The organism is Bacillus sp. FSL E2-8900, from assembly GCF_037966225.1.
In the GTDB taxonomy this organism is placed as follows: Bacteria; Bacillota; Bacilli; order Bacillales; family Bacillaceae_G; genus Bacillus_A; species Bacillus_A cereus.
This window is the reverse complement of the sequence record NZ_CP150193.1, coordinates 2048652-2062799: the sequence shown is the minus strand read 5'-3', so window position 1 is coordinate 2062799 and position 14148 is coordinate 2048652. Positions and strand designations below refer to the sequence as shown.

Sequence of the window (14148 nt, the reverse complement as noted above, 5' to 3'; positions counted from 1 at the left end):
CATAATAAAACAAGACTTTAAGTTTGGAATATAAAGTCTTGTTTTAACGGAATAATAAATAATAATTCTACTTTCATTTCCAAGGAAATTTTTATAGAATATTCTGAAATTAACAATCTGATGTTTTTATAAATTCTTTATACTTATAATTAAAACACTCTCGATACAACTCTTTGATTTCATCATATGATGGAACACGTGGGTTATTAGCTGGGCTACCACTTTCAATTGCATCTGATGCCATTTTAGAAATAGCATTTTCAAATTCAATTTCATCGATTCCGTATTCTTTTAAATTTGGAATACGAAGATCAAAGCAAAGTTTTTTTATTTCACCAAGTGTGTAGTCTGCTACTTCCTCATCAGAATTCGAATACAAATCCTTATTTAAACTACGTCCAATTTTTGCTAACCTTTTTATTGCACTTGTTTTTGTAAACTCTAACACTGTAGGTAATAGTATGGCATTTGATATTCCATGCGGTACATGAAATAATGCTCCCACTGGCCTTGACATTCCATGAACTAATGTAACTGATGCATTAGAAAATGCAATTCCAGCTTGTAAGGAAGCAATCATCATCGCTTCTCTTGCCTCCATATTACGTCCATCTTCATATGCTATACGTAAATATTTCATAATACTTTCAATAGCTGAAAGAGCAAGTACATCTGTAAGTGGTTGTGAAACTTTAGAAATATACGCTTCAATCGCATGACATAACGCATCTATTCCTGTTGCTGCCGTAATTTGTGGGGGTAACGAACTTGTCAAAACTGGATCTATAATTGCTACTTTCGGTATAAAACTAGGATGCTTCATCATCATTTTTACATCTGTTTTTTTATTCGTTATTACTGCTACACTTGTAACTTCCGATCCAGTACCAGAAGTTGTTGGAATTGCAATAAGTGGTAGTGGATTGTTTTCTATTTCAATATCCTTTTGGACATAATCCTCAACTTCTCCACCATTTGTATATAAAACCGCTACTGCTTTCGCAGCATCAATACAACTTCCACCACCAATACCGATAATAAAATCGCACTTTTCCTCTTTACAAAGAGATAACGCTTCTAATACGTGTATATTTGTAGGCTCAGCATCCACTTTATTATATGTACTAACAGTAATACCTTTCTTATTTAATTGTTGCATACACTTTTCAACATATCCTAATTTTTCCATAATTGTATCAGTAACTATAAAAGCTCTTTTCCCTAACTTTTTTGATTGTTCTCCCAGTTTTTCAAGCGAATTCCTTCCATATAATACCGACTTTGGCATACGAAACTCAGAAACCTCTTGCAAGTCCCCCACCCCTTCTTATCCTAATTAATATTTTATAACATAAATTATCGATTTGATGAATCTTTACGATTCGAATGTTTAATAGAGTCCTGTTAAAGTATAGAATGCGATAACTAAAAATACAGCAAACGTTTTCAAAATTGTAATAGCAAATATATCTTTATATGACTGTTTATGTGTTAATCCTGTTACTGTAAGAATAGTAATAATAGCCCCGTTATGTGGTAGTGTATCCATTCCTCCTGATGCCATTGATACGATACGGTGCATAACTTCTAATGGAATATCAAATTGATTGGCCGCTGCAATAAATTTATCTCCCATTGCACTTAATACTATTCCCATTCCTCCTGATGCCGAGCCTGTAATTCCAGCTAAAATATTCGTCGTTACTGCACCATTCACTAACGGATTTGTGAAAGTAACAGAGATGCCATCTCTCATAATTGCGAAACCTGGAAGTGCTGCAATGACACCACCGAATCCAAACTCAGCTCCTGTATTCATCGTTGCAAGTAGCGCTCCACCAATACTTGTATTCAATCCAGCTTGGAAACCTGTTACTACTCGCTTCCAATATAATAATAACGTTGTTAAGATCCCTATAATAAGTGCCAATTCTACAGACCAAATTCCTACTACTGCACTTAATTCTACTTTTCCAAATGCTTTCATACCAATTGCAGAAAAATCAAAACCGCTTGGATACCACTTCGGTATCATAATAGTAAACACTTTATTCATTACACCTACTAAAATAAGTGGTATAAATGCAATAAGTTGTTGTGCTCTTGTGATTTCAATGTTATTAATTAATGGCATATTTTTTTGTTCTACTTGCAAAGATGCTGCCATTTCAGTATTTCCATCATTAAAACCAAAGTATCCTTCACCTGCCGCTTTTGCCTTCTTACGTCTACTCTCTAAATATAGTAAACCTAATGTAAGAACAAAAATTGCTCCTACAATCCCAAGTATCGGTGCAGCATAAATATCCGTTTTAAAAAATGTTGTAGGTATTACATTTTGAATTTGTGGTGATCCAGGTAACGCATCCATTGTAAACGTTACTGCTCCAAGAACAATCGTTCCAGGGATTAAACGCTTTGGAATATTAGCTTGTCGAAACAACTTAGCTGCGAACGGATAAACAGCAAACACTACTACATACACACTAACACCACTATACGTTAAAATAGCCCCCATTAATACAATCGCTAATATAGTACGTTTTTCACCAACTAACTCAATAATCGTTTTTGCGATAGAATCTGCAATTCCTGACATTTCCACTACTTTCCCAAATATTGCTCCTAATAAAAACACAGGAAAATATAATTTTATAAATCCAACCATTTTCTCCATAAAGATATTAGAAAAGAAAGGTAATACATAACTAGGTTCTGTCAAAAATACTGCAAATAATGCAAATATCGGCGCGAATAAAATAACAGAAAAACCTCTGTATGCTACGAACATAAGTAAACTTAGTGCTAATAATATAATAACTAACTCCAATTTTACCCCTCCATTAAACAGAATATTCTAAATTTTATTGATAAATTTCTACTAACCTTTTAATTCTGACATCCCTCCTCTTATTCATACAAATTTTTATGCTAAAAATGTCTAATTATAATTATTCGATTACATATGAAAAATCCCTTTAAACAGAAACGAATTCATCGTCATACGTTATAAAGGGATTGCTAGAATCTATATTTACTGCTTTATTAAATTTTTCTCTACACAAAAATGATACAGTTCTTCAACATCTTTCACTATGTAGGTCGCACTAACTTCAGTCAGTTCTTTTTCACAGCCATAGCCATATAAAACACCAATTGAAGCAATTCCATTCTGATTTGCACCTATTATATCGTGCTTTCTATCACCAATCATTATCATTTCTTCTTTATTTAGTTCTTCATTTGTTTGTAAAATATGAGCAATTATTTCTTCTTTTTTTATTCTCGTACCATCTAAATTACTTCCAATGATGTCTTCGAAATAATTCGTTAATTGAAAATGCTCTATAACTTGTTTCGCAAATACAGTGGGCTTTGAAGTTGCTACGAATATGCGATTCCCTGAACTTTTTAATTGTTGCAAGAGCTTCAGAATCCCCTCGTATACATTATTTTCAAACAATCCACGCTGCTTTAAATACTCACGGAAGTAAAAAACAGCACGTTCAACCTCTCCTTCACTCATATTATATCTCTCTATGAATGATTGCTGAATAGGAGGACCTATAAATGAATCTAACTCACTTATATGTACTTCTTCAATTCCTACTTTTTTTAATGCATATAAAACCGAGTTTACAATCCCTTCTTTCGGATCCGTTAAAGTTCCATCTAAATCAAATAGAAATGTTTTATACATGCTTCATTCCTCCACTTAATTTGCTGTATAACTAAGTGCTAACATCTCTTCCACTTCTCCCTATTATACTATCATTATCTATTTTTTCGAAAAATCAATTTCCATATGTCACATACTTTCAGTTACAAAATACGATAGATATGATACAGTAAAAAAGTTACAATTATTTTAATAGAAACTGGTGAAACAAATGTCAATTACGTTAATTTTTATAATGGCTTTCACAATTGTGATCCACGCAGTTGAAACAAGCTCTTATAGTATTCGATTAGCGGGGGTTCGTTTAAAGAAGATTGCTGTCGCATTATCCGTCGTAGGAATCGTATTACTCATTTCAAGAACGTCAAACTTACTACAAGCCTTTTTACTTGGCGGGATTGTGGACGAAGCAAAACTAGATCCTTCTATTGATTTAGAGCATATTATACGTCTTGTACTATTATCTGCTTCTATCGGTACATTGCTTGCGATTATACTGTATCCAACTTTGACAAAACTATTTGGATATGTCATTCAAAACTTTGAAACAGACGGTTCTTTCATTCGAATGATGAAAACGAATAACATTCAAAAATTAAAGTACACAAAAAAATATGTCCGCTTTCCAAAGTTAGAAATGATTCATAGACTGCGTATCGGCGGTATTCCAAAGCGTATAATGCTTATTAACATGTTCGCTACTGCAATTTATACAGCGGGAGTTCTTTCCGCACTATATGCTTCTTTTTTAATTCCAGCTTTCGCAACAAAAGCCACTACAGCTTCTGGTCTTATTAATGGTTTTGCTACTATTTTATTAACAGTGCTACTAGATCCACGTATTGCTCTTTTAACAGAGCGAGCTCTTCAATCAGAAGAAGGTGCTGAAGCAATGAGTAAAATGTATGCTTGGCTAATGATTTCTAGACTTTTTGGTACATTACTTGCTCAACTGTTATTCATACCAGGTGCTTACTGGATTACATGGATTATAAAGCTTATGAATTAAATTTACTCTCTAAAAAAAAGCAGGTGAGATAACAAATGACTATACAAACAGAACAAGATATCATTCGCTTAATAGAAAACGACGAATGGATGATGAATGTATTACAAATGGCAAAATCACTAGAGTTACCTGATTGGTGGATTTGTGCCGGATTTGTTCGTTCTAAAATTTGGGATACTTTACATGACTATGAAGCTAAAACGGCTATGCCTGATGTTGATGTAATTTATTATGATAGTCTACATCAAGATGAGATATACGAACAATCATTAGAAACGAAATCAATGAATATTGATGCTACTATCCCTTGGTCTGTAAAAAATCAAGCTCGTATGCATGTAGTGAATAATATGCCACCATATTCTTCTTCTGTTGATGCTATTTCTAAATTTCCTGAAACAGCAACGGCATTAGGAGTTACACTTGATGAACTAAACAACGTCATATTAACAGCCCCATGTGGTATTGAAGATGTCCTTTCCTTACAAGTGAGACCAACAGCTCATTTTCTTGAATCGAAAGAACGATTCCATATGTACAAAAACAGAGTTATAAAAAAGAATTGGCAAAGTAAGTGGCCTAACATCACAATCACATATCCAGAAATATAGAAAGGGTGCCTCTCATTTATAGAAGCACCCTTTTCTTCATTTCAAAAAATGTATGACTGTTTCTGCAAACCTATCTGCTTCCTCATAATGAGGTGAATGACCGCTCTCTTCAAATACGATATACTTGCCGTTTCGGGCATCTTTATTAAATGTTTTAATTTGTTCTTCACACGTTACTACATCATGTTTTCCTACAATTAATAACATTGGATTCTGTACTTCTTTTATTTTATATAATAATGATTTATGACATGCACCCTCTAATTTTAATCTATCAAAATGAATTTGAGAGCGATTTGAAAATACTTCCCACTCTTCATCGCTATATAAACTATAGTCTGTCTCATCTTCCTTATAATTGTAAATCTCCATTCTTTTTTCTTCTAATTCAGCGCTTAATCTTATATAGGCTTCTAACAACTCTTCTGAACTAGCATAGCTAGATGAATAAGCAAAGCACTCTTTTGCTACTTCTTCTTTTTCATGCTTTTTTAATAAATATCCTGTTTTTTGTAATAAAGCTCTACTTGTTAATGCAAAGTCGAAAGTTGGCCCTTCAAATATTATTTTCTCTATTGAACTTGGATATATCGACGCATATAACAATGCTAAATAGCCACCGAAAGAATGTCCAATTACAGACCACTTTTCAATTTGTAATGCTTTTCTTAGTTCCTCACAGTCTTCAATCAAATCATTTAATCCAAAAGCTTCGTCTTCAGTAATTTCTTCTGAGCGACAAACACCTCTTTGATCTATCATAATTACATATAGAGAATCTTTTAAACGTTCCGCTTGATGAAATGAAAAATCATAACAACTTTCTCCTGGTCCACCATGCAAGTATAAGACTGGCTTATTTTTAGGATTTCCATGTGTTTCAACGTATAGCTTTTTCCCTCTAATATTCATGTATTTCCCTGCTTCTATCAAATTTTCCTTTATGATCACCACCCCTTTTTTACTGAATATTATAACATTTAATATTAAATAATTCCTATTACATTTAAGAAGACGATAATTATTGCAAGTGGTGCTACAAATCGAAGTAAAAATGCCCAACAAGTAAATACTTTCTTTCCATAATTTCCACCTACAAAAAACTCTGCTTCTAGTACCTTCTTCTCCATTTTGAATGAAACGAAAATACTAATAAATAGTGCTCCAAGTGGCATTAATATATTACTAGATAAGAAGTCTACTGCATCAAAAATATTCTTTCCGAAAATCGTAATATCACTCCATACTCCAAATGATAACGCTGATGGTATACCTACTAAGAAAATGCCGAAACCGATCAGCCATGATAATTTCGTTCTCTTTTCTTGTTCACCATTTGCTAATGCTGAAACAACAGTTTCTAGTAGAGAAAATGCTGATGTTAATGTCGCAAATGTAAATAGTGCAAGAAATACTGTTAAGAAAAATCCACCGAATGGGATTTGACTAAATACAGATGGTAATACGATAAATAGTAATCCAGGTCCTTCTGTCGGCTCCATTCCTAATGAAAATACGGCCGGAAAAATGGCAAGACCCGCAAATAAAGAAACAAATAAATTCAATCCAACAATTGTTATTGCTGATTTTGGTAAACTTTCTTTTTTATTTAAATAGGAACTATACGTAACCATAATTGAAATCCCGATACTAATTGCAAAGAATGATTGCCCCATTGCGAACAAAATACTTTCCGAAGTAATCTTTGAGAAATCTGGTTGTAAGAAAAACTTCACACCTTTCATTGCATCATCAAGTGTTAACGAACGAATAATAAGAGCGACAAATAAAACGAACAATGCTGGCAACATATATTTACTTGCTTTTTCAATTCCGTTTTGTACACCCTTTGATACAACCCATATCGTAATGAACATAAAAGCGAAATGTCCCATAATAGCCCAAGCAGGATTCCCAATTGTTTCAGTAAATAATGTACCGTAATTTTTTCCTGGAGTAATCAGTTGTCCAGTTATTCCTCTGAATAAATAAATTAATACCCATCCACCTACAACACTATAAAACGAAAGTAGTATAAAACAAGTTCCAACACCAAGGCGTCCAATCCAATGCCATCCTGTATTTGGTGCGATGCTTTTAAATGCTCCAACTGCTTGTTTCTGCGTACTGCGTCCAATCATAAATTCAGCTATAAGTAGCGGTAGTCCAATTAAAACAGTAAATAATATAAATATTAAAAAGAACGCTCCTCCCCCACTCTTCCCAGCGATATAAGGGAACTTCCATATCGCACCAAGTCCAATTGCTGATCCGGCTGCCGCCATTATAAAACCTAATTTCGAAGTCCATTGCTCCGTCTGTTTCATCTCATTTTCCTCCTAATTAAATCTTTTTATATAAATAAATAAATTTTATAAACCTATTCAAATAAACCCTCCATTTCTTCTTCCATATAATAAAAAAATGGCCTAGCATCTCTATATAAAGAGACGCTAAGCCATTTACTTAACGCGGTACCACCCTTATTGATTCCATTATGAATCCACCTTAGTAGTAATCGTTTGATTACAAACCTAATATCGAAGGTTAACCGTTAAGATTTACTAAGAATGTGATTCCGTTCCACCTTACTGCTCCTAGGCGAGTTCAGGATGTCATTTGACTATGTCGCACCAACCCATAGCTCTCTGCACAAATACATGACCTTACTACTCCTATTCAACACATTGTAATATTTAGAATATATTTTCTTTTGAAATTAATATGAAGTATATCGGTTATATTTGTAACTGTCAAGGGGTATATTGATTTTTTTGTCGAAATGGTTCATATTTCAACTGACTTTTACTAAGCTTATTAGAAAAAGAAAGAATCTATATTTTCACCTTTTCAAACGAACTATAAAAAAAGAATCTTCGCGATAATCGCGAAGATTCTTTTTACGGTATGAGACGAGTACAATCTCTCGGAAAAGCACTCGCCTCTCGTACATTTGTTAATTCTAAAAGTTTATATACAACCCTTTCTAACCCAATTCCGAAACCTCCATGTGGTGGACAACCGTATCGGAATGTATTTAAATAAGATTGAAATTTATCTGGGTGTAATCCTTTTTCTTTAAACGAAGCGAGTAACATTTCATAATTATGAATTCGCTGTGCCCCTGACGTTATTTCTAATCCTTTATATAATAAGTCGAATGAATCAGTAATAGCTGGATTCTCTTTATTCGGCATCGTATACATCGGTCTCGCTTTTTTCGGATAATGCGTAATAAAAACAAATTCACTATTATATATTTCCTTCACATATTTCCCTAGTAACTTTTCACCTTCTGTATCTAAATCCCCTACAGGAGATTCTTTACGATACTTACTTTTCAAAATTTCTTGTGCTTCTAACAATGTAATTTTAGGTATTTCAGTAATAACAGGTACTTCTATTTGTAATAGTTGTAGTTCTATTTCACATTTTTTCGCTACTTTTTGAAACATATATCGTAAAACATCCGTTTCTAGTTGCATCACTTCATAAAAATCATGAATAAAACCAAGCTCTAAGTCTAACGATATATATTCATTCAAATGACGGGAAGAATTATGATGTTCCGCTCTATATACAGGTGCAATTTCAAAAACTCGTTCTAACCCACCTGCCACCATCATTTGCTTATAGAACTGTGGTGATTGTGCTAAATAAGCTTCTTTTTGGAAGTATGGAAGCTTAAAAACATTTGCTCCTCCTTCTGCCCCTTGCGAAACAATTTTCGGCGTAAAGATCCGTGTGAAATCGTTCTCTATAAGAAATTCACTAAAGCTCTGAACGAGTGTAGATTTCACTTTAAAAATCGCTGCGGTTCGCTCATGCCTTAATGATATTACTCGCTCATTAAGTAGTTGATCTAAGCCAACTTGTAACTTCTTTTTATTTATTTCAAATGGAAGTGGCTCTGCACCGTTTATTACTTTCACTTCATGAGCAAGTACTTCAACACCCAATTCTGTTTTCGATGTCTCGACTATTTCACCAATTACGTGGACGACACTTTCTACATCAACTTTATATCCAGCCAATTCATTTTCTAATACACATTGAATTACTCCTGTTCTGTCCCGTAATAATAAAAAACTAACATTTCCAAGGTGCCGAATTTTTTTTACCCATCCTTGAAGTAATACAACCTTTCCACTTTGCTTTGTACATTCTTTTGTGAGTGAACGCTTCATTATTGAATCCATTATTTTTCCCTCCAGTAATTTTATATTTATTTACGTTATTGTTGTCATCGTCATCATCCACGGTCACTCACCCCCTTTCAAAGAATACAAAAATCCGCCCCTATAAATAGGGACGGATTTTTTTCCGCGGTACCACCCAAATTGTCATACTGACCATCTTAGCCCTAATAACGGTAGGTACCGTTTGCTTTTACTAATAATCACGTTCAAAGCAACGCTCACAGGTGTCTTTCCATCATGCGGTATCGCAACCTTCCCAGCAACCGGCTGCTCTCTGTAGACCTTTGCACCATGTACTTTTCCTGATCATCACTTTTTATATTTACAGAGTATTCTAACTCCTCACCTTATAAAACGCAAGCTTTTTTTGAAACATTCTGGTTTTATAACTCCTAACTTCTTCTAAATTGTGAAAAGTTAATTTTGTAATACATATTCTTATGTATTAAATCCAAAATTACACCTTTAATATTTTCCAATTTTTACATAAAAACTAATTCATTTACGCATATTAATAAAAATTTTAAAGCGAGGTGTGTATATGCAAAAAGCAATTAGTTTCTTTCTCCTTTTGTTTTGCTTAATTGTAGTAAACGAAACGTATGCCTATTCACCAAAATCTTTACCAATCTCTCAAAACTCTGATCAATGGCAAGTGAATATTGATAAACCGAAAAAAACAAACAAGAATATGCTTCAAGCTAAAAAAGATGAATTTCAAACATATCATTTTTCAGTAAAGAATGTCGGGAATAGTGAAGTATATAATGTAAACGTCGAAGTATTCCGCAACGAACCAAATAAGAAAACGAAATATGAACTCTTTTCCCTAAAGGAAAGTCGTTTGGCAAGTGGAAAAACTGGATTTGAACACGCTAATTTACCCGTTGCTACAAAAGCAGATGAAGTTGATGTTATTATTACATGGCAAGAACACCCATTCCAATCGATGCGAAATGGTCAAAAAGTTGAATCTAGAAAATTTAAAGAGCATTTTGTTTTTAAAGAAGCTAAAAAGTAAATGGGATACGGATATATTCACACTATCATTGATATAGCTTTATTTACTAGTACCAGTTCGTAAGCAAATTAAAAAGTCGTGGCTTATAATGCCACGACTTTTTATATTAATTCGTACTAATGCCTCTCGCTGCCCAAATGCGATCGATATCAGCAGCATGTTGTCCGCCATATAAAAGAGCATCCGCTTGCTTAATCGCTTTCGCTCCATCACTGAATTTAGAGTTTGGTGTTAATGACCAGTGTGATTGTAAAATGATTTTTGTTGCTACATCACGGCCAAAAGCTTGTGCCATTTCGTATTGGCCTTGAGCCCAAATTTCACCATCATCATGCACTTCATTCGTTATATCTTTCGGATATACTTTATTCGTATCTAATCGGCGTAAGCATGTTGGATCTGAACTAGAATAAGCTGTCGCATCCCATTCTCCAACACATGCTTTACCATATCCAGTAGTCGATACTGCATCTTCATATGTAGCACCTAAGAAGTCGCCAAATCCTTCTCCCATCGCTCCACCTTCTGCTGAACTACCAAAGCCAGGAACTTGGTTATCTTGAATCGAATGCCCATATTCATGTGCGATAATACCAGCATCTTCTGCATCATCAACACCGCCAGTACCGAAAGTCAAAGCTTTTGTTGATGGAGAATAGAATGAGTTATCATCAGTTGTACCATTAACATTCACTTTTATCGAACGGTTATTAATATTTTTAAAACCTAGACTTTGAATGTAACGTTGCAATGTGTCGATATGATAGTACGACATAACATCTTCAAAGCTATCATTTGCGCGTGTATAGTTAAATTGTAAATTCGTAGATTTTGTTTTCGCTTTTGAAGAAATCGTTACATATTCTCCAATTAAAAATCCTGTTCCATCTAAACCTTTTAACGTAACAGTTTTCAGTTGGTTCGTTAGAGCTGTTGAATCTGCATCGTTATTATCTTTTAAGCCTACTTTACTACCGCTAGATACGACTGGGTTAGGTAAAAATACTTTTCCTGACCCTTCAGCTTTTCGGTTGATATCAACCTTTTTAATTAACTTTCCATTTTCTGCATCAATAAATGTTTCCCATGCACCAAATGGATTATTAGAATGGACTACAACTTTATATACTGGACGAGCAATTCCTTCTTCAACAATATATCCGAACTCTTTATCTGTAGGAGCCCATAAATTTTGCTCACTTGCTTCTCCAACATACGCCATTGATTTTTGTATTGCATCTTTTTCACTAATTTTTGTCGTTACTTCCTTCACACCTGTAACAGGCTGATAATCAGAAACAGCGAGTACTCCCTTTCCCTCTCCGTTAAGCGTAACTGTTATTTGTTTTGAAAATACAGGTGCACCATTAACAACTTGTTGGAACCTAACATATGAAGCTACTGACGTTTCTGTTGTAGAAATATATTGCAAGTCTGAAAGATCTGTTTTCAATCCATACTGCGCAGCATTTTCTTTTAAATATTCAGTTGCTTTTTTCTGTGGCGAATAAGCTTCTAACTTTACTTGCTGTTGTTTTTCCAATGCCGAAACCGTAGAAATTGTCCCCATTACTAACGGCACAGTCATTGCCATTGCCACCATTTTTTTATTAAACATAGAACCACTCCCCCTAATAAAGTAGCTCAACCTTATCCCATTACCACTAGGCAATGATTCCCCGCAAAACGGATGGATAAAAATTGAATCTACGAGTAATTCTCTATGAACACTTCTATTACCTTTCCATTTAGGGTAAGTGAAATTTTCTCAATATTTATGTGTAAAGTGAACACAATACTTTAGAAAGAAATTTCTAAATCCATTCCTTATCCCTAAAGCTTTTCATATTACTGTTTAAAAAAATAGGCTATTTTTTACCTAACGGTAGGTTGAAAAAATCACTTGTAAATGATACGATTTAAATAACCTTTTTTTAGGAGGATCTATATGAGTAAAAGTGAAGAAACACTCTCTTCAATAATGGAAGCAAGTTATCGCCTTTTTGCTACGTACGGTATTGTTAAAACAACTTATACAATGATTGGTGAGGAGGTTGGTATCGCAAAACCATCTATATATTACTACTTTAAGTCTAAAGATGCTTTAATTGAATGTATTTTTACTGAATTATGTAAAGCTATGCAGTTCTCTTCGTATTTCCATACAGAAGAGTTTACAAAATCAAATTTTATTGAAAAATGTATTGCAATTGGCCTTAAAATAATTGATGAACAGCGAAACGACCCTTATTTTAACCGAGTGCTACAAGAATATGTATTACTATCTTCAAGAAACAAGATGTACAAAGATCGATTACTAACTGTGCAAACAGAATATTTACATGGATTTGAAGTACTCCTTACAAAAGCAAATGAACTTCAATTAATTGAAAATAAAAATCTAGTTTCAAAAGCTCATATGTTAGCATTAGTGCTTGATAATATCGGAAATTTTATGATGATTGATGCAAAGATAGATTATAAACAAATTTGGATTGAAGCTGTAAATAACATTTTTGAAAGAAGGGGTTGAAGTGAATATAAAAAAACGCATTATCGGCTTAGATTTTGCTAGAGCTTGGGCGATGTTTGGTATGCTACTTGTTAATTTCATGGTGATAACAGGTGCAGAAGGAAATGGTCCCCCTTTTTTAATAACCTTCATGTCACTATTTGAAGGTAGAGCCTCTGCTTTGTTTGTTATACTTGCTGGCATCGGTATAACTTTAATGACTAGGTCAGCCGTTGCTAGCAATGAACAAATAAAAATTTCTAATAGCCGAAAGACCATATGGAAACGATCACTTTTCTTATTTATTTTAGGATTACTACTATATGTAATGGAGTGGACTGGGGATATATTACACTACTATGGTGTTTACCTTTTCGTTGCTGCATTACTCATGACAGTACGCAAAAAACTATTACTTTTTCTTTCTATCATTATTTTATTGTTCGCACAATCTCTTCAGCTTACTTTCAATACTTTCGAGGGTTGGGTAGGTCCAACTCCATTTATAAATTATGTAGACTTCTGGACAATAAAGGGTTTTCTTCGCAACTTATTCTTTAATGGCTATCACCCTATTTTCCCTTGGTTCTCGTTCTTCTTAATCGGTATGTTAATTGGCAGGTTAGATCTTCATAATAAAAAAATAAAAAAAAGATTACTCTTACTCGGTATTACAATCACAATATTGACAGAACTTTTATCAAAAGGACTTACACACTTTTTTATTCCATACATCGGCAGAGAGGCCGCCACATTTTTATTTAATACAGGACCCATCTTACCAAATGTATTATATATTTTATCTGCTACAGGATCCTCTATTGCTATATTAATCATTTGCCTCTATATCGCTGAAAAATATAGAAATAATTGGTTTGTCACTTCCATTGTACAAACAGGACAATTAACATTAACTCATTATGTCAGTCATGTATTTATCGGTATTGGGACATTAATTCTATTAAATAGAATGGAAAATCAATCACTACTATTCGTTTTATTATTTGCTACTGCATTTTTCATTTTCAGCATTTTAATTAGTGTGTTATGGAGAAAGAAATTTTCTAGAGGTCCTATCGAATGGATTATGAGGAAATTAGCCGGATAAATTTCCATC

At 33.7% G+C, this 14148-nt stretch carries 12 protein-coding genes and 2 other annotated features; of the genes, 5 read left to right on the top strand and 7 right to left on the bottom strand.

Annotated elements, in window-relative coordinates; genetic code table 11:
* Positions 1–109: 109 nt before the first annotated feature.
* From NST90_RS10665 to NST90_RS10655, 3 genes are all read right to left on the bottom strand, one after another.
* A complete protein-coding gene (locus NST90_RS10665) occupies positions 110–1312 on the bottom strand; it encodes an iron-containing alcohol dehydrogenase (protein ID WP_048558269.1) in 1203 nt (400 codons plus the stop codon).
* A gap of 78 nt (positions 1313–1390) precedes the next feature.
* On the bottom strand, positions 1391–2830 hold the full coding sequence (locus tag NST90_RS10660; RefSeq protein WP_283748186.1) for a GntP family permease: 1440 nt from the start codon (positions 2828–2830) through the stop codon (positions 1391–1393).
* Positions 2831–3034: 204 nt separating this feature from the next.
* The gene (locus NST90_RS10655; protein ID WP_000278481.1) at positions 3035–3700 is read right to left on the bottom strand and encodes an HAD family hydrolase; all 666 of its coding nucleotides are present in this window, start codon (positions 3698–3700) and stop codon (positions 3035–3037) included.
* Between the two features lie 190 nt (positions 3701–3890).
* Here NST90_RS10655 and NST90_RS10650 point away from each other — a divergent pair, with 190 nt between their 5' ends.
* Together NST90_RS10650 and NST90_RS10645 are read left to right on the top strand one after the other, a co-directional pair.
* Positions 3891–4688, top strand: coding sequence for a lipid II flippase Amj family protein (locus NST90_RS10650; RefSeq protein WP_000028911.1), 798 nt, complete (start codon positions 3891–3893; stop codon positions 4686–4688).
* A 35-nt stretch (positions 4689–4723) separates the two neighbouring features.
* Positions 4724–5299 carry a nucleotidyltransferase family protein gene (locus NST90_RS10645; RefSeq protein ID WP_283748187.1) on the top strand — a complete coding sequence of 192 codons (576 nt, stop codon included), beginning with the start codon at positions 4724–4726 and terminating at the stop codon, positions 5297–5299.
* A gap of 36 nt (positions 5300–5335) precedes the next feature.
* On the opposite strand, the gene NST90_RS10640 is transcribed toward NST90_RS10645, so the two are convergent.
* The 3 genes from NST90_RS10640 to aspS all read right to left on the bottom strand — a co-directional run bounded on the left by NST90_RS10640 (position 5336) and on the right by aspS (position 9498).
* Positions 5336–6211, bottom strand: a complete 876-nt coding sequence (locus NST90_RS10640) for an alpha/beta hydrolase (protein WP_048535826.1) — start codon at positions 6209–6211, stop codon at positions 5336–5338.
* Between the two features lie 74 nt (positions 6212–6285).
* The gene (locus tag NST90_RS10635; RefSeq protein ID WP_000814531.1) at positions 6286–7626 is read right to left on the bottom strand and encodes a sodium-dependent transporter; all 1341 of its coding nucleotides are present in this window, start codon (positions 7624–7626) and stop codon (positions 6286–6288) included.
* 116 nt (positions 7627–7742) lie between these two features.
* Positions 7743–7991 (bottom strand) — a binding site (T-box leader).
* A 208-nt stretch (positions 7992–8199) separates the two neighbouring features.
* A complete protein-coding gene (aspS, locus tag NST90_RS10630; RefSeq protein WP_048535818.1) occupies positions 8200–9498 on the bottom strand; it encodes an aspartate--tRNA(Asn) ligase in 1299 nt (432 codons plus the stop codon).
* Positions 9499–9603: 105 nt separating this feature from the next.
* Positions 9604–9817: a binding site (T-box leader), on the bottom strand.
* 222 nt (positions 9818–10039) lie between these two features.
* Here aspS and NST90_RS10625 point away from each other — a divergent pair.
* Positions 10040–10519 (top strand): hypothetical protein, encoded by a 480-nt coding sequence (locus NST90_RS10625; RefSeq protein ID WP_001167910.1) that lies wholly within the window; start codon positions 10040–10042, stop codon positions 10517–10519.
* A 106-nt stretch (positions 10520–10625) separates the two neighbouring features.
* On the opposite strand, the gene NST90_RS10620 is transcribed toward NST90_RS10625, so the two are convergent.
* Complete coding sequence (locus NST90_RS10620) at positions 10626–12137, bottom strand: M36 family metallopeptidase (protein ID WP_000482274.1); 1512 nt, start codon at positions 12135–12137, stop codon at positions 10626–10628.
* Positions 12138–12467: 330 nt separating this feature from the next.
* Between NST90_RS10620 and NST90_RS10615 the strand changes: the two genes are divergently transcribed.
* Together NST90_RS10615 and NST90_RS10610 are read left to right on the top strand one after the other, a co-directional pair.
* On the top strand, positions 12468–13052 hold the full coding sequence (locus tag NST90_RS10615; protein ID WP_000045224.1) for a TetR/AcrR family transcriptional regulator: 585 nt from the start codon (positions 12468–12470) through the stop codon (positions 13050–13052).
* Position 13053: 1 nt separating this feature from the next.
* Positions 13054–14139 carry a heparan-alpha-glucosaminide N-acetyltransferase domain-containing protein gene (locus tag NST90_RS10610; RefSeq protein ID WP_001022158.1) on the top strand — a complete coding sequence of 362 codons (1086 nt, stop codon included), beginning with the start codon at positions 13054–13056 and terminating at the stop codon, positions 14137–14139.
* Positions 14140–14148 lie beyond the last annotated feature (9 nt).